Source organism: Limosilactobacillus ingluviei DSM 15946, from assembly GCF_001435775.1.
GTDB lineage: Bacteria > Bacillota > Bacilli > Lactobacillales > Lactobacillaceae > Limosilactobacillus > Limosilactobacillus ingluviei.
The window spans coordinates 18,065-34,248 of sequence record NZ_AZFK01000076.1 but is presented as its reverse complement, the minus strand read 5'-3'; the positions used below and the strand labels follow the sequence as shown (position 1 = coordinate 34,248).

Sequence of the window (16,184 nt, the reverse complement as noted above, 5' to 3'; positions counted from 1 at the left end):
TTGGTTCAATTTAACGGTGACGCCGGCGCCGTTGCCCCGGCTCCCGATCCCCCTTGTGGCGGGTTTGACCGCGGTTGATTTGGTAACTGTTCCGATCCCCATTGTCCCGGCGCCGATCAGAGCGGGAATGATCATCATGCCGACGGTGATCACGCCGGTCATTGTTGCGCCGCCGGTTGCGGCCACCGCCGCGCCGGTCATCTTGGCGGGGCGCCCGCAACTTGGTAACGGGCGCTTCACCCGGGTTAACCAGTTCAAAGTCAACTTCGCGTTGGTCCTTGTCGACCCGCAACAGCTTTACCTTGACCGGCTGGCCAATTTGGAAGATGTGGTGGTTGCGCCGCCCGACCAAGGCCATGTGCTTTTCGATGTATTCGTAGAAATCATCTTGCATCGCGCTGATGTGGATCAGGCCTTCCACCGTATTCTCTAAGGCCACAAACAAACCAAACTTCATGACGGAAGACACGACCGCGTCAAAGGTTTCGCCCACGTGGTCTTCCATGTATTCCGCCTTCTTCATGCTGTCAACGTCACGTTCGGTGTCAATCCCGCGGCGTTCGGCCATGGAAGTATGTTCAGCGATTTCGCCCAACACCGGTTCGTACTTGGCCTTAGCCGCCGCATCGGTACCGTGTTCGGCGTACCAGCGAATTAAGCGGTGAACGGTGGTATCCGGGTACCGCCGAATCGGCGAAGTAAAGTGGGTATAGTACTTGGCGCCCAAGCCAAAGTGGCCGACTTCTTCGTCCGCATACTTGGCTTGCTGCATGCTGCGCAGCATCATTACCTGCACCATTTGCTCTTCGGGGGTCCCGGCCACGTCCTTTAAGACCTTTTGCAGCATCTTTGGCGAAGCAGCACTTAAGTCCCCCTTCATTTGGATCCCAAAAACTGACAGGAATTCCGCAAAACTCTTTAACCGTTCCGCATCCGGGGTCTCGTGGATCCGGTAGAGGAATGGGACGTGGAGTTTAAAGTAGTGCTCTGCTACCGTTTCGTTGGCAGCCAGCATAAAGGATTCAATCATCCGTTCCGACAAGCCCCGGTCGCGCAATTCAATGTCGATCGGGTGGCCGGTCTCATCCACAATAATCTTGGCTTCCGGTGCTTCAAAGTCGATCGCGCCCCGTTGGTGCCGGTGCTTGAGCAAGATCCGGTGCAAGTCGGCCATGGTTTCAAACATCGGCACTAATTCGGCGTACTGGGCCCGGGTCTTTTCATCGTGCGCCTCTAAGATCTTATTAACCGCCTTGTAGGTCATCCGGGCGTGCGAACGGATCACCGACGGGAAGATTTCTTCTTTGACCACTTCACCTTGCGGGTTGATTTCCATTTCACACGACATCGCCAACCGTTCTTCGTTCGGGTTCAAGGAACAAATTCCGTTTGATAAACGCTTCGGCAACATCGGAATGACCCGGTCGGTCAAATAAACCGACGTCCCCCGCTTATAGGCCTCTTGATCCAACGGCGTCCCCGGCTTAACGTAATGCGAGACGTCCGCAATGTGAACCCCTAAGTGGTAGTTGCCGTTTGGCAGTTGCCACGCTACTACGGCGTCGTCCAAGTCCTTGGATTCAATGCTGTCGATCGTGACCAAGGGTTGATCGGTCAAGTCGCGGCGGCCAACTTTTTCTTCGGGTTGCACCGTCAGCGGAATCGCGTTGGCCTGGTCCATTACTTCCTGGGGAAATTCGTGGGGCACATCGTGAGCGTAGACCACTGACAGGATATCAATCCCCGGCTCATCTTTGTCCCCAATCACTTCGGTTACGGCCCCGGTCATAATTTCGGGGGCCTCGTCACTCGGGTAATTGGTAATCGTAGCGGTGACGACTTCATTATCCTGGGGATTAAGGCCTTGGTCGGTCACGTAGAAGCGGTAATTGGTCAACTTCTTGTCCTTGAGGAGGATTTCCCCAATGAAGTTGCCCATCGTCAGGTGCTTAAATTCCCCCACCACGTGATCATAGTGGTGTTCAAGAATTTCGGTCACGGCCCCCTCTGGTCCCTGGTCCTTGGTCGGATCCCCGGCCCGCAAGATCTTTACCTTAACCTGGTCGCCGTTCAAGGCGTGGGCCGTGTGGTCCGGATTGACGTAAATATCCGGCAAATCATCATCATAAGCGACAAAGCCAAAGCCCTTCGGATTGGCGTGGAAGACCCCCACGATTTCTTCTTGTTGGGGAACCAGCTTAAATTCGCCCTGGTCCGTGACTTCTACCAAGCCTTCCCGTTCTAATTTGGCCAGGGCCTGGACCAAGGGGGTAAAATCATCTGCCGAGGCTTTTTTGATCAGGCGGCCAATTTTTTCTGCCGACAGACTGATCGTTGGGTTAAGACCCAAGACTTTTAAAATCTGTTCTTGTAAATCTGTCATTAAAGATTCCTCTCGGTTGTTCATTCATCATAAAAGGCCGTGACAACTGCCACAGCCTCTTCGTGCAATATTTCTTATGTTCGACGCGACGGCTAATGTGATGACGTGTAGATGATCGCCAGCGCCAAGATAAAGAAGAGCGCCCCCACGATGGTGGTGACAATCTGCATTACGGCTTCAAAGCCCCGCGCTTTCCGCCGGGAGAATAAATCCCCGGACCCACCGGTCAAAGCGGACATCGCATCATTATCAGTCTTTGCTGGCTGCATCATTACGCAAGCAATTAGGACCACGCAGTCGATCAAGAAGAGGGTCATTAACATTGAATATTTCCTCCTAATTTCAACCACAACATATCCTAATGATCATACCATATTTCTGGACGTTTGCCTAATTTAACTGCCAAAATTGGCACCGCCCACGAAAATCCCGTACAATGAAGATAGTTAGAAAAAAGATTGGAGGCTTTATTTTGACGACCATTTCAACCGGCCGTCTGCGCTTATTGACGGCCGATTTTGTCTTAATTTCTTTTATGCTCGGTTGTAATGAATTTATGATTGTCGGGAATTTATCCTTGATCGCCAATTCCTTTCACGAATCCTTGGCCCAGATCGCCTGGCTGGTGTCAGCCTTTGCCTGGACCTATGCACTGCTGACCCCGCTCATCACGATGGCCACCGCCCGCTTTGATCGCTTCAAATTGTTGCTGACCTTACTGGGCGTCTTTTTGGTTGGGACCGTAATCAGTTGCTGGGCGCCGAGCTTTAACTGGCTCTTGTTGGCCCGGATCTTAACCGCCTCGGTCGCCGGCTTACTGGAATCCTTGCTGCTGGTCATTGCTTATGATCTGGCGCCGAACCAAGCCAGTGGTTCCCAGATTGTGGCGTGGATTTACACCGGCTTTGGGATTGCCAGTGTCGCCGGGGTGCCGCTTGGGACCTTTATTGCCGCCCATTGGCACTGGCAAGCGGCGTTCTACCTGGTGACCGCCGTCACCGCCGTTGTGGCTGTGGCAACCGTCTTCTTGGTCCCCCACCACCTGCCCGGGACCCCCGGCAGCATCAAGGCCCAATTAAAACTGTTTGGCGACCGGCAAATTTGGCTGGGAATTGGGTTCGTGACCTTTGGGGCGGCCACCTTGTACGGTTACTACACTTACATTCGGCCCTTGCTCCAGGACACGCTGGGCTTTAGCGTCACTGCTTTGACCATCATTTTAGCCGTGCTGGGAATCTTAGACGTGCTCAGCAGTATTTTGTCGGGCCGGCTAGCGGCCAAAAACGGTATGAGGCGGCTGATCCCCGTCTACCTCCTGCAAATCAGCTGTCTGGCCCTCTTCGCGCCGTTGATGCGTAGTCAGCTCGGAGGGCTAACGGTGCTCTTGCTGATGGGCTTTTTGATCCCCCTCTTTAGTGCCCCGGCCCAGGTCCTCTTTTTGAACCGGGCCAACCAGGCCCACCCGGCGGCGGTCACCTTAGCCTCCTCATTAAACGCGATTTTCTATAACGTTGGCATTGCGATTGCCTCATTGAGCGCGGCCCAGACTTTAGAACACTTTGGTCTGCCCGCGCTCGGTTGGAACGCCGAATTTTACTGTCTCTTGGCCACCGGCTGCTTACTGTTACTGGTGCGCCAATTGAAACACACCGCAGCATAAAGCCCAACTGCCCCCGCCGGAGTTGTTCCGACGGGGGCAGTTGTTTATTTGCGGGCACTCTGGTGGGCCGCGGCGTTAATTTGCGCTTGTTCTTGCAAGTGCTGGGCCCCGGTTAATTGAATCACCAGGGTGTCACCAACTTGCAGCTTGGTATCCCCCCGCGGGACCAGTTGATCTTCTCCCCGGTACACCGCCAGAACCAAACTTCCCACCGGCCAGGCAAAGTCCTTGATCGCCATCCCGTCGAGCTGCGCCCCGGCAAAGATGGTCGTCGTCATTTGGGTCAAGCCACGCAATTTGGCGTGGGGCCGCTGGTGGATGAAGTTTTCAAACATCGCGTAGTAAACCGGCCGCCCCCCCAAAAGGTCATCGACCAAGTAGGCGATAATTGCGACCACCGCTAACGGCATCAAGTGCGCCATCGTCCCGACCATTTCGGTAATCAACAGGATCGCCGTAAAGGGCGCCTTAGAAATGCAGGCAAAGTAGCCCGCCATCGCGTAGATCACGTAATTAGGCAGGTAGTGCAGCGGGAGCAGCCCCAGCTGCGCCATCCCCGCGCTGTACACCGCCCCAAAAACTGCCCCCAAGGTCAGGATCGGCAAAAAGATCCCCCCGGGCAGCTCCGAGGCGTATGAAAGCATAGAAAAGACGAACCGCAGGACAAACAACCACACCAACCACAGCAAGCCGGGCTGCATTTGGGAGAGCCCCACAATCAATTCGTTCCCCCCACCCAGGGTTTGCGGCCAGAGCCAGGCAATCGGAATTACCAGGACAAAGGGAATCACCGGGTACCAAGCCGGCTTGAGCCACTTCAGCCGCCGCGTCCAGGCCCCCAAGTTTAAGATCACCAGCTGGTACAAGCGGCCCAAAAGCCCCAACAACAAGCCCAAGACCACTAATTGCCAGTACTGAGCCAGCGGAAAGACGCTTTCGTGCGGAACGTTTAAATCCGGTTTTAAGCCAAAGAATTGCATCGAAACTAGGTTGGCACACAGGGCACTGATGAAGACCGACAGCCAAACCAAGGGCGAAAAATTATGGTAAACCTCTTCGAGGATAAACATTGATGATGCAATCGGGGCATTAAAGGCAGCCGACAGACCCGCGGCCGCCCCGCTGGCAATCCCGACCCGGCGCTCAACCGGCGTGACCTGCCCATGTTCAGCAATCCCCTGGCCAACGGTCGCCCCCAGCTGGATCGAAGGCCCTTCCCGGCCCAAGAACAGACCAGAACCAATACTCAAGATCCCGCCAAAGAATTTCCGCCATAGCACTGGCCACCAGGCTTCTTCAAACTGCCCCATTAATTGACCTTCGACCTGAGGAATCCCGGAACCCTTGATGTTCGGATAGTGTTGGGTCAGATAGCCCAGCAGCAAGGCTAAAATGATTGAGCCCACCGTCCAGGGCAGCAAGCCCCACGGGTGATGGTGAAAGTAACCAAAGGCGGTCTGAACCCCCGTCAACCCCCATTGAATACTCAAACGAAAGAAACTCACCACTAGCCCTGTGACTAGGCCAATCATAATTGCCCGCCCGATCTGGCGGCTGTTACCGTAATTAGGACTGTAAAAGCGCCGGCGCTCCAATTGCATCACCTCAAAATTAATTTCCCTACCGAGTTTACCACGCTTTGCGGTGCTGCGGACGGTGAGAACGGTTGCAAATCCCCGTTATTCGTGAATTTCCAGCGGCAAGCCATCCGGATCAAAGAAAAAGGTCATTTTGCCGTGGGTAAAGGGATCGACCCGGATCGGTTCCGTTTCAATCCCCTTCGCCGTCAAGGCTTGCACGGTCGCCGCGACATCCGCCACGCGAAAGGCCAGGTGACGCAGGCCCAAGGCTTCGGGATACGAGGGCCGCTGGGGTGCCTCGGGGCGAATAAAGAGTTCGATTTCTTGGTCGCCGCAGGCCAGGTCCAGCTTGTAATCACCCCGATCGGGCCGGTAATTTTCCCGGATGAGAGTAAACCCTAGTAAATCAACGTAAAAATGCTTGCTTTTCGCATAATCGCTGCCAATGATGGCCAGGTGATGAATTTCATTAAACATCTTTTTTCCTCCAAAAAAGCAGCCCGCCCAAAAACGAAGGCCGACTGCTGATCATCATTAATTTTCCTTGCGCAAGTTGCCCCGGTAACGAATCAAGTAAACCGCCGTGGCCACCACCAAGACGGCCAACCCGGCAATCACCGAGACCCGGGTATCCGGATTCACAAACATGAAGGCCACAATTACCAACAGGGCCACGATCGCAAAGTAATTTGAGAACGGGTACAGCGGTAATTTAAAGGGGTGGTCAACCATCAGGTTCGGATTGTGCTTGCGGAACTTCAATTCCGCCAACAGAATCACAAACCACGGAATCATCCCTGGCAAGACCGACGAAGAAAAGACGATCACGAACAGATCTGACATCGACTTGTTTTGCGAAGCGGCAATCAAGTCAATGATAAAGCCAAGCAAAATCCCCCCAGAGATTCCTAAGATCGCCGCGTCTGGGACAATCCGCTTGGACAGGCGACCAAAGAGTTTGGGCGCATCGCCTTCGTGGGCCAATTTAAAGAGCATCCGACTGGACGAGTAAATCCCCGAGTTCGCCCCGGACAAGGCCGCCGTTAAAACCACGAAGTTAATGATCGACGCCGCGGCCGTGATCCCAACCTTAGCAAAGGTGGACACAAATGGCGAGCCAAGGGAACTGAGTTGGTTCCACGGGTAGATCGTAACAATCACAAAGATCGCCCCGATGTAGAAGATCAAGATCCGCAAAAGGACGGACTTGACGGATTTAACGACCGCTTTTTGCGGATTAGCCACTTCCCCGGCCGAAATCCCCAGTAATTCAATCCCCTGGTAGGAACCGACAATAATCGACATCGAGAAGAAGAAGCCGCTCACCCCACCGGTGAAGAAACCACCGTGGGACCATAGGTTGGAAAACCCGGTCGGATGGCCGCCGTTACCAAAGCCAAAGAAGATTACCAAGAGGCCCAGGATGATCATAAAGATGATCGTGACAACCTTAATCATCGCAAACCAAAATTCCAAGGAACCATATGATTTGGCACTGGCCAGGTTGGCTAATACCAAAAAGGCAATGATAATCAACCCCGACCAGAGGGGCGAGATCTGCGGCCACCAATACTTCAAGTATTCGGTCGCCGCCACCACTTCGGACATGCCGACGACAATGTATTCAAAGACGTTGGCCCACTTCGCGAGGTAACCCGCCAAGGGGTGCACGTATTCCGTCGCGTAATCCGCAAAGGACCCGGTTCCCGGATTTAAGTAGATCATTTCCCCCAAGGACCGCATCACGATATACAGCAACAGCCCCACAAAAGCGTAAGCTAGCAAGACGGACGGCCCAGTCCACTTAATGGACGCCGTCGAGCCCATAAAGAGGCCGACCCCAATCGCGCCCCCGAGGGAAATCATTTCCATCTGACCCGCCGTCATCGTCCGGCTAAGGGCTGGGGCCCCGATTTTATTCTTTGCCATTTTCTTTCCTCCTATTCGCTGTTGACCCTTGATCTTGGCGCAGATCCCCGTCAATCAGCACTGCTTAAAATTATAGGGGAAGCCATCTAAAAGTTCAATCAACGGCTTCTCATCGATTCTTAATTAAACTAAAAAGCGCCGGTGAGCTTTCAATAATGAAAGCCCCACGGCACTTTTAATTTGGATCGTTAACTGTTGATTAACGGTTTTCGATGTCTTGGCGAGCTTGTTCGCTCAAGTTGTAGAAGGAGTGGATCCCCTTGTATTGAGCCACGTCACCCAGGTTGTCTTCGATCCGCATCAGTTGGTTGTACTTAGCAAGACGGTCCGTCCGGCTCATGGAACCAGTCTTGATTTGGCCAGCGTTCAAGGCCACAACCAAGTCAGCGATCGTCGTGTCTTCGGTTTCACCGGACCGGTGGGAAACAACGGCCGTGTAGCCGGCTTCCTTAGCCATTTCGATGGCTTCAACCGTTTCCGTCAGCGTCCCGATTTGGTTCAGCTTGATTAAGATGGAGTTGGCAGCGCCCATCTTGATCCCCTTAGCCAAGTAGTCGGTGTTGGTTACGAAGAAGTCGTCCCCAACCAATTGAACTTGCTTGCCCAGCTTGTTGGTCAACGTTACCCAGTCGTCCCAGTTGTTTTCGTCAATTGGGTCTTCTACAGATACAACTGGGTACTTAGCGATGATCCCGGACAGGTATTCAATCCATTCTTCGGTGGTGTATTCTTCACCAGTGGACCAACGCAACTTGTACTTCTTGTCTTCGTCGTTCCAAAGTTCAGAAGCAGCCACGTCAAAGGCAATCGCCACATCCTTGCCTGGCTTGTAGCCAGCGTCTTCGATGGCCTTGATCAGGTATTGGAATGGTTCTTCGTTGTTGGCAAAGTCAGGGGCAAACCCACCTTCGTCACCAACAGAAGTTACCTTGCCGTCCTTTTCCAGTTCCTTCTTCAGGGCGTGGAAAGTTTCGGAACCCATCCGGATGGCTTCGCGAACACTCTTTGCCCCAACTGGCATGATCATGAATTCTTGGAAGTCAACCTTGTTGTCGGAGTGTGCCCCACCGTTGATGACGTTCATCATTGGCGTTGGCAAGACGTGCGCGTTGAACCCGCCCAAGTAGTTGTACAGTGGCACTTGGAGTTCGTCAGCGGCAGCCCGGGCAGCAGCCAGGGAAACAGCCAAGATGGCGTTGGCCCCAAGCTTGCCCTTGTTCGGCGTCCCGTCCAACTTGATCATAGCCTTGTCGATCGCGATTTGGTCAGTTACTTCCATCCCAACGATTTCCTTGGCGATGACGTTGTTAACGTTGGCAACGGCCTTCAACACGCCCTTGCCGCCAAAACGGTCCTTGTCGCCGTCACGAAGTTCAACGGCTTCGTGTTCACCAGTTGAAGCCCCGGAAGGCACGATCCCGCGGCCGACACCACCGGCTTCGGTGTAAACTTCGGCTTCAACAGTTGGGTTACCACGTGAGTCGAGGACTTCACGAGCGTAAATATCAGTAATTAATGACATTTTTTTCTCTCCTCTGGAATGGTTTGCATAGTATTTTTACTTACATTGTCCATTGTATTATTTTGTTCAGCTTAAAACAAGTAGGATTGCCCACCCGTTTTGGCGGAACCGCTACCATCGTTGATCTGATCGCCGCAATTTTCGCAACTTTTTTTACGGCGCTTACTTCACAGATCCTTGCGTGGCCCGTTGTTGGTAAAAACGTTCAATCCGGGTATCGGGGATCAACCAAACCACCGCCATGATGGTCAACAGCAAGTAGCTAACGGCCGGCCAGCCAAAGCCACTCAAGGTGGCCAAGAGGTACGTGGCCACGCTGAGCTTGCCCTTTAAATCGCGCCCAAACAAGGCCACCAACGCCGAGTCCCGACCGGCTTGGCGCAAGACGGCGGTCTGCAAAAGGTAATATGAGAGCGAACACATCAACAGCACGCCCCCATAAACCACGGTCGGCGCCGTCGCAAATAAATGGCTGCCCAGCCACTGGGTCGCCCAAGGCATCAAGGACATCCAAAAGATCCAAAAGAGGTTGGCCCACAAAATTTCCCCCGAGGCTTGCTTGAGCGCAGCCACCAGGTGGTGGTGATTATTCCAGTAGATTCCGACGTAAGCGTAACTGAGCAGGTAGGCGACAAAGGTCGGCGCGACCTGCTTTAAGGCCGCAAAGCTAGCCCCGGTGGGTTCGTGCAGCTCCAAGACCATGATCGTGATCACAATCGCCAACACCCCATCACTAAACACTTCCATCCGACTTTTCGGCATCATCTGTCACATTCTTTCCCTTCGATCTTATCAAGCGATTGATCGAGCATCAATTTTGACGTTTCTTGAAGATTGCCGGGAGCACATCGTTATTATTATCTTAACATTAACGAAACGAGGCTTACTTGCATGGAAACCATTCACTTGCCCGGGGGCCAACTGACCCTGGCACAGCTCAGCGCAATTTTTCAAACCATTCCAGTCGAATTTGACTTGCTTGACCAAGACGACATCATCCGCTGGTCCTCAATGAACGACCACCGCCTCTTTACCCGGACCGAAGCCGACCTGGGCAAGCACGTCTTAGCCGTCCACCCCAGCCATTCTAAGGCCCGGGTCCAGGCGGTCTTGGACCAGATGCACCACGGGGAGCGGCAGTCAATTTCGCTCTTGATTACCCACCACGGCCAGCCGGTCAACATCGCCTTTTACGCCCTGCACGATGACCAAGGCGCCTACCTGGGCTGCGTAGAGGTCACCCAACCCGTCGCCAACCACCAAGTCAAGGGGCGCTGGTGGCGCAACTTCAAGCAAATTTTTCGTCATTAACCGCTAAAGCGGGGCCAAAGCAGCTGTGCTCTGGTCCCGCTTTTTTCTACCCGGCGTGGTCAATCACCGTTTCACCATGCACGATCACCTGGCGCAATTCCCGGGCCGTAGTCTGATACATTAAGCGTTCAAACCGGTCCTGCGGGCTTTCGGCCGGCCGGGTAAACCTGTCGCTGACCACCTGCAGATCGGCCAAGCACCCCGCTTGCACCTGCCCGACTGGCAAGTGCAAGGCCCGGGCCCCGCCGAGCGTGGCCAAGTAAAAGGCCGTCGTCATACTGATGCGCGACCCCACGGCCCCGGCATCCTGAGTAGTCACCCCGTCGTTGCGCACCTGGGAAAGGGCAACGGCGTGGCGCAGATTATCGTACAGACTCGGGGAATAACCGCCGGAAATATCGGTTCCAAGTCCCACTTGATTGCCCGCCGCCAGTAATTCCTGCACCGGCAGTACCCCATTACCAAAGTAGGCGTTGGAAATCGGGCAGTGGGCCAAGGCACTCCCCCGCTCGCGCAGCAAGGCCTGGTCTTTTGGGGCCAATTGGGTCCCGTGGGCTAAGACCGCCTTTTCCGTCAACAGGCCAAAGTGGTCCAAGACAGCCGCGTCGTGCATCCCAAAGCGATCGATGGCGTACTGATGCTCCCAGTTGCTTTCACTGACGTGGGTTTGGATCGGCAGATCATACTGGTGCGCCAGGCGGCCTAAGCCGGCCAAGGCTTCATCGCTGCAGGACGGCACGAAGCGCGGGGTAATCACCGGCAGCGGGGCCAGGGGATTTTCCGCCCCGAGCTCTTTGAGTTGGTGGATAAAGCGTTCGGTCGCCGCCACCGCTTCGCCAGCCGAAGCATCGCGGTAGTAGTCCGGCGTCTGGTCGGGATTGTCCATGGCCACCCGGCCAATCGCCGCCCGCAGGCCTTGCTGCATGCATTGGCGGGCCAGCTCCAGGTTGGCGGCGGTATGAATCGTGCCAAAGAAGAGGACCGTCGTCGTCCCCTGGCTTAACAATTCATGGACCAGTTCGTGATAAACCCGTTTGGCAAAGGCCAGATCATCATACTTAGCTTCCAAGGGGAAGGTGTAATCATTCAGCCAGGCTGCTAACGGTTTGTCCAGGGCCAAGCCAGCTTGGGGCCATTGGGGCGCGTGGACGTGCAGATCAACAAAGCCGGGCCAAATCACTTGGTCGGCTGGCAAATGTTCAACCAAGTGCTGGACCTCCGCTGCTTTCAGCCGGGCCGCATAGGACGGATCAGCCGCCGGAGTCACCCGGTCAATCCGGCCGCTGGAATCAATTTCAATCAAGGCTTGGGGTAAGTAGGCAACTTCATTCGCATTTACGGGGGTGTAAGCATCCCCCACTAAGGCACGGGTAATCATTTCGAACTCCCTTCGTCATTTCCATTTGTGATTTGCTGGGCCACCGCCACCATTTGTAAAAAGACCGCCGGATCCAGGCTGGCCCGGCCAATCAAGACCCCATCGATATCGGACTGGGCCAAGAGCGCCGGTAGATTGGTCTGGTTGACACTGCCGCCATAGAGGATCCGGACCCGAGCGGCCGCTGATTCACCATACAGCCTGGCCAGGGTCTGGCGAATCAAATAACACCCTTCGTTCGCTTCGCTCGGGGTCGCGGCCGCCTTGCCGGCCCCGATCGCCCAACTGGGTTCGTAGGCCAAGGTCACTCGGGGCAGTTGGGCCGCAGTCACGCCCGCCAAGCCGGTCAGAACCTGACTGACCACCCACTGGACCCGGTCGCCTTGAACCTGGCGCTTCATCGTTTCATCCACGCACAGCAAGGGGCAGATCCCAGCTTGCAGGGCGGCGTGCACTTTTTGGTTGACGACGGCATCACTTTCGTAAAAGAGCCGGCGCCGCTCCGAGTGACCAAGGATGACGTGCTTAATGCCTAGCTCACGCAGAGCCACGGGACTGGTCTCCCCGGTAAAAGCCCCCTCATCTTGGTAAAAGCAATTTTCCGCCGCAATCTTAAGGTTGGTCCCCCGGGTGCGTTCCACCAGCGATTGCAAAAACAGGGTCGGCACCGCCAGTTCCACCTCCACCTGATCGGCCGGTGGCAACTGCGCCTTGATTCGATCAACGTAGGCCACCGCCTCGGTAATCGTCTTGTACATCTTCCAATTGCCAACAATTAACGGCTTGCGCATTCAATCGCTCCCTTCTTCGGCTTTTTACCAACGTTTTGATCTATTTTACCATAAACGTCCGGTTTGATTGTAAACAAAAAAGAGACGCTCTTTCAAGAGCGCCTCGCATTATAAAAAAATTACTTTTCAGATAAAGCCACGATCCCTGGTAATGGTTGGCCTTCCAAGTAAGTCAAGGAAGCCCCACCACCAGTGGAGATGTGCGTCAGCTTGTCGGCAATCCCGAGTTGCTTAGCGGCCGCCGTGGAGTCACCCCCACCTACGATCGTCGTAGCATCAGACAAGGTCCCGAGGAACTTACCGACTTCCAGCGTCCCCTTGGCAAAGTTCGGCATTTCAAAGACGCCCATTGGCCCGTTCCAAACGACCGTCTTCGCGTCGGCCAGGGTGTTCTTGAAGAGTTCAACGGACTTCGGACCAATGTCTAAGCCCATCCAGCCATCTTCAATGTCGCCTTCAACGACCTTGCTGTCAGCGTCGTTGGCAAACTTGTCGGCTACCACGTCGTCAACTGGCAGGACCAACTTGCCTTCGGCCTTCGCCAGCAAGTCCTTGGCCAAGTCGATCTTGTCTTGTTCAACCAGGGAGTTCCCCACCTTTTCGCCCTTAGCGGCTTTGAAGGTGTAGGCCATCCCCCCACCAACGATGATCTTGTCCGCCTTGGCTAACAGGTTGGTGATCACGCCGATCTTGTCAGAAACCTTGGCACCCCCGAGGATAGCAACGAAGGGGTGAACTGGGTTGTCCACGGCGTCACCCAAGAACTTGATTTCCTTTTCCATCAAGAACCCAGCTGCGGCCTTGCCAGGCATGTTCGTGGCAATCCCCACGTTGGAAGCGTGCTTACGGTGGGCCGTCCCAAAGGCATCGTTGACAAAGACATCCCCTAAGGAAGCCCAGTACTTGCCCAATTCAGGGTCATTGCCGGATTCATGCTTAACGTATTCACCGTCAATTACGTCTTCGTAACGGGTGTTTTGCACAACCAAAACATCACCGTCTTGCATTTGGTCAATGGCTTCTTCCAGTTGTGCCCCACGGGTTACCGGCACAAAGGTTACCGGCTTGTTGAGCAGGTTGGACAGCTTTTCAGCGACTGGCCGCATCGACAGGCCGGGCTTGTCTTCTTCCTTCTTGATCCGGCCCAAGTGGGAGAAGAGAATTGCCTTCCCCTTGTGGTCCAAGACGTACTTGATCGTTGGCAAAGCTGCCACGATCCGGTTGTCATCCCCAACGACTCCGTCTTTAACCGGCACGTTGAAGTCGACCCGCATCAATACCTTTTTACCTTCTAATTGAAGATCTGCTACGGTTAATTTAGCCATAAACTTGCTAACTCCTCTCTTTTTCAAAAAAGGTGGGCGGAGTCGCCTCCTCCCACCTTAAAAAATTTGCCCTTAGCCAACCATTACAGGGTAGCGAAGTGAATCAGGGTCCGGATCATGTTGGAAGTGAACCCGTATTCGTTGTCGTACCAAGCAACCGTCTTAACTAATTGCGTACCGTCTTCGGCTTCCATGATTTCCGTTTGGGATGGGTCAAAGACAGAACCAAACGTGGAGCCGATGATGTCTGAAGATACGATTGGGTCTTCAGTGTAACCGTAAGCTTCGTTGCCTTCGGTTGCCTTCTTCATTGCGGCGTTGATTTCTTCAACCGTGGTCTTCTTGTCCAGGATGGAAACCAATTCAGTCAAGGAACCGTCAACCACACCAACCCTTTGGGCGTGACCAGACAGCTTACCGTTCAATTCAGGGATTACCAGACCGATAGCCTTAGCAGCCCCAGAAGAGTGAGGAATCGTGTTGGTAGAAGCAGTCCGGTTGTTACGCATCTTCTTGCCACGAGGGCCATCCAAGATTGCTTGCGTAGAAGTGAAGGCGTGAACCGTCGTCATCGTCCCAACCTTCAGACCGAAGTCCTTGTTCAAGAAGTAAGCCATTGGGGCCAAGCAAGACGTCGTGCAGGAACCTGCAGAAACGATCTTGTCTTCTGCCTTCAGCGTGTCCAGGTTAACCCCTGGCACAACCGTTGGGATGTTACCAGCTGGGGCAGAAATCAGAACCCGCTTAGCACCGGCATCCAAGTGTGCTTGGGACTTTTCAGCTGAAGTGTAGAAACCAGTACATTCCAGAACGAAGTCAACGCCGTCGTTCTTAACCCAAGGAATGTTCTTAGCGTCGCGTTCAGCGTAAACTGGGTACTTCTTGCCGTCAACGATGATCCCTTCGTCGTAAGCAGAAACTTCACCTGGGAACTTGCCGTGCGTAGAGTCGTACTTCAGCAAGTAAGCCAACATGGAAGGAGTCGTCAAGTCGTTGATGGCAACAACTTCGATGTCGGAAGAGTTCAATTCGTGAATCCGACGGAAAGCCAAACGACCGATCCGGCCGAAACCGTTAATACCAATCTTAACAGTCATACTGTAAGTTCCTCCTTTTAGGAAAACAAATAATTAATGTACGAGTATTATTTTAACACGCTTGCTCAAAAAGTACAGTTTTTCACCCCGAATTCACCAGATTTTGTGAAAAAAGTACAAACGCGCCAGCCCCCGTCAATCGGGAACAAGCGCGTGGTTAAGCTAGTGGTAACGCTACCAAAACGTACCTTGTGATCAAGCTTCGGCACGTAATTTTTCGGCATAGGCATTCAGCTTGCGCAAACGATGGTTGACCCCTGATTTAGAGATTGGGCCGCCCGGCACCAAATTGCCCAGCTCTTTTAAACTGACCTCTTGGTGGGCCAGCCGGGCTCGGGCAATGTCTTGCAACTTGGCAGGCAAGCTGCTTAAGCCGACCCGGGCTTCAATCAGGCGAATATTTTCGACTTGTTTGTTGGAAGCCGTGGCGACCTTATCCATGTTGGCATTTTCGCAGTTGACCAGCCGGTTGACCGAATTGCGCATATCGCGCACGATCCGGATGTTTTCAAATTCCAGCATTGACGAGGTTGCCCCGATCAATTGCAAGAAGTTGGCAATCTTTTCGGCTTCTTTTAAGTAGACGATGTAGCCGCTGCGCCGGCTGGTCGTCCGGGCGTTGAGCCCAAACTGATTGATCAACTTGGCAATCATTTCATTGTGTTCTTCGTACAAAGAATAGATTTCCAAGTGGTAGCGTGACGTTTCCGGATTGTTGACCGAGCCGCCGGCCAAAAAGGCCCCCCGCAAATAGGATTGGACCATCAGGTCGTTTTTTAACATTCCGGTCGGCACCCGTTCCATAATCTTAAAGCCATCCAAAATCCCGAGGGTGCCCAAGATCTCTTGGACCCGGTAGCGCAAGCGCACCACGTAGGTATTGTTCTTTTTCAGTTTCATCTTGCGCCGGACGACGATTTCCGATTCCACGGCAAAAAATTCCTTCAACAGGGAGTAGATCCGCCGGGCAATCGCCGGACTTTCTGTTTGCACCGACAGGACCATTTGCTGGTTGGCAATCCCCAGGGACCCATTCATCCGGATCAAAGCCATCAGTTCCGCCTTGGCATTATCGGCGTGGACCTTGATCCCGGTTAATTCCTTTTTGACTTCACTGGCGTACGACATTTTGAATTCCTCCTTCGGGCTGGCAAATTCCCCGTCGTTGGGAACAAGATGGAAGCAAACTGCTCCAGCCCAATTGCTAA

14 protein-coding genes are annotated in these 16,184 nt (G+C 53.9%); 2 read left to right on the top strand and 12 right to left on the bottom strand.

The window, feature by feature from the left end:
* Positions 1-10 precede the first annotated feature (10 nt).
* Complete coding sequence (gene rnr, locus FC43_RS07585; RefSeq protein WP_019206066.1) at positions 11-2,383, bottom strand: ribonuclease R; 2,373 nt, start codon at positions 2,381-2,383, stop codon at positions 11-13.
* Positions 2,384-2,475: 92 nt separating this feature from the next.
* Complete coding sequence (gene secG, locus FC43_RS07580) at positions 2,476-2,706, bottom strand: preprotein translocase subunit SecG (RefSeq protein WP_019206067.1); 231 nt, start codon at positions 2,704-2,706, stop codon at positions 2,476-2,478.
* A gap of 149 nt (positions 2,707-2,855) precedes the next feature.
* On the opposite strand from secG, the gene FC43_RS07575 reads away from it, so the two are divergent.
* Complete coding sequence (locus FC43_RS07575) at positions 2,856-4,043, top strand: MFS transporter (protein ID WP_235807606.1); 1,188 nt, start codon at positions 2,856-2,858, stop codon at positions 4,041-4,043.
* A gap of 44 nt (positions 4,044-4,087) precedes the next feature.
* On the opposite strand, the gene FC43_RS07570 is transcribed toward FC43_RS07575, so the two are convergent.
* The 5 genes from FC43_RS07570 to FC43_RS07550 form a co-directional block, all read right to left on the bottom strand.
* Entirely contained in the window at positions 4,088-5,644 is a 1,557-nt protein-coding gene (locus tag FC43_RS07570; protein WP_056955250.1) for a ClC family H(+)/Cl(-) exchange transporter, read from the bottom strand.
* A 78-nt stretch (positions 5,645-5,722) separates the two neighbouring features.
* The gene (gloA2, locus tag FC43_RS07565; RefSeq protein WP_019206070.1) at positions 5,723-6,100 is read right to left on the bottom strand and encodes an SMU1112c/YaeR family gloxylase I-like metalloprotein; all 378 of its coding nucleotides are present in this window, start codon (positions 6,098-6,100) and stop codon (positions 5,723-5,725) included.
* A 57-nt stretch (positions 6,101-6,157) separates the two neighbouring features.
* On the bottom strand, positions 6,158-7,552 hold the full coding sequence (locus FC43_RS07560; RefSeq protein WP_056955249.1) for an amino acid permease: 1,395 nt from the start codon (positions 7,550-7,552) through the stop codon (positions 6,158-6,160).
* 199 nt (positions 7,553-7,751) lie between these two features.
* Positions 7,752-9,074 carry a phosphopyruvate hydratase gene (gene eno / locus FC43_RS07555; protein WP_056955248.1) on the bottom strand — a complete coding sequence of 441 codons (1,323 nt, stop codon included), beginning with the start codon at positions 9,072-9,074 and terminating at the stop codon, positions 7,752-7,754.
* 162 nt (positions 9,075-9,236) lie between these two features.
* Complete coding sequence (locus FC43_RS07550; protein WP_235807605.1) at positions 9,237-9,839, bottom strand: TMEM175 family protein; 603 nt, start codon at positions 9,837-9,839, stop codon at positions 9,237-9,239.
* A gap of 126 nt (positions 9,840-9,965) precedes the next feature.
* On the opposite strand from FC43_RS07550, the gene FC43_RS07545 reads away from it, so the two are divergent.
* Positions 9,966-10,385 (top strand): PAS domain-containing protein, encoded by a 420-nt coding sequence (locus FC43_RS07545; protein WP_019206074.1) that lies wholly within the window; start codon positions 9,966-9,968, stop codon positions 10,383-10,385.
* A 46-nt stretch (positions 10,386-10,431) separates the two neighbouring features.
* Here FC43_RS07545 and guaD read toward each other — a convergent pair whose 3' ends face one another.
* The 5 genes from guaD to whiA form a co-directional block, all read right to left on the bottom strand.
* On the bottom strand, positions 10,432-11,763 hold the full coding sequence (gene guaD / locus FC43_RS07540; protein ID WP_056955247.1) for a guanine deaminase: 1,332 nt from the start codon (positions 11,761-11,763) through the stop codon (positions 10,432-10,434).
* Entirely contained in the window at positions 11,760-12,554 is a 795-nt protein-coding gene (gene tpiA / locus FC43_RS07535) for a triose-phosphate isomerase (protein WP_056955246.1), read from the bottom strand. The genes guaD and tpiA overlap by 4 nt, the downstream gene beginning before the upstream one ends.
* 119 nt (positions 12,555-12,673) lie before the next feature.
* Positions 12,674-13,879 (bottom strand): phosphoglycerate kinase, encoded by a 1,206-nt coding sequence (locus tag FC43_RS07530; RefSeq protein ID WP_056955245.1) that lies wholly within the window; start codon positions 13,877-13,879, stop codon positions 12,674-12,676.
* Between the two features lie 83 nt (positions 13,880-13,962).
* Positions 13,963-14,976: a type I glyceraldehyde-3-phosphate dehydrogenase gene (gene gap, locus FC43_RS07525; protein WP_019206078.1), complete on the bottom strand. Its 1,014-nt coding sequence runs from the start codon at positions 14,974-14,976 to the stop codon at positions 13,963-13,965.
* A 195-nt stretch (positions 14,977-15,171) separates the two neighbouring features.
* Positions 15,172-16,104 (bottom strand): DNA-binding protein WhiA, encoded by a 933-nt coding sequence (gene whiA, locus FC43_RS07520; protein WP_056955244.1) that lies wholly within the window; start codon positions 16,102-16,104, stop codon positions 15,172-15,174.
* Positions 16,105-16,184: the final 80 nt, after the last annotated feature.

What these genes read in the sequence shown, in the direction of transcription:
- rnr (WP_019206066.1), bottom strand. Translation starts at nt 2,383, where the DNA reads ATGACAGATTTACAAGAACAGATTTTAAAAGTCTTGGGTCTTAACCCA.
- secG (WP_019206067.1), bottom strand. Translation starts at nt 2,706, where the DNA reads ATGTTAATGACCCTCTTCTTGATCGACTGCGTGGTCCTAATTGCTTGC.
- FC43_RS07570 (WP_056955250.1), bottom strand. Translation starts at nt 5,644, where the DNA reads ATGCAATTGGAGCGCCGGCGCTTTTACAGTCCTAATTACGGTAACAGC.
- gloA2 (WP_019206070.1), bottom strand. Translation starts at nt 6,100, where the DNA reads ATGTTTAATGAAATTCATCACCTGGCCATCATTGGCAGCGATTATGCG.
- FC43_RS07560 (WP_056955249.1), bottom strand. Translation starts at nt 7,552, where the DNA reads ATGGCAAAGAATAAAATCGGGGCCCCAGCCCTTAGCCGGACGATGACG.
- eno (WP_056955248.1), bottom strand. Translation starts at nt 9,074, where the DNA reads ATGTCATTAATTACTGATATTTACGCTCGTGAAGTCCTCGACTCACGT.
- FC43_RS07550 (WP_235807605.1), bottom strand. Translation starts at nt 9,839, where the DNA reads ATGATGCCGAAAAGTCGGATGGAAGTGTTTAGTGATGGGGTGTTGGCG.
- FC43_RS07545 (WP_019206074.1), top strand. Translation starts at nt 9,966, where the DNA reads ATGGAAACCATTCACTTGCCCGGGGGCCAACTGACCCTGGCACAGCTC.
- guaD (WP_056955247.1), bottom strand. Translation starts at nt 11,763, where the DNA reads ATGATTACCCGTGCCTTAGTGGGGGATGCTTACACCCCCGTAAATGCG.
- tpiA (WP_056955246.1), bottom strand. Translation starts at nt 12,554, where the DNA reads ATGCGCAAGCCGTTAATTGTTGGCAATTGGAAGATGTACAAGACGATT.
- FC43_RS07530 (WP_056955245.1), bottom strand. Translation starts at nt 13,879, where the DNA reads ATGGCTAAATTAACCGTAGCAGATCTTCAATTAGAAGGTAAAAAGGTA.
- gap (WP_019206078.1), bottom strand. Translation starts at nt 14,976, where the DNA reads ATGACTGTTAAGATTGGTATTAACGGTTTCGGCCGGATCGGTCGTTTG.
- whiA (WP_056955244.1), bottom strand. Translation starts at nt 16,104, where the DNA reads ATGTCGTACGCCAGTGAAGTCAAAAAGGAATTAACCGGGATCAAGGTC.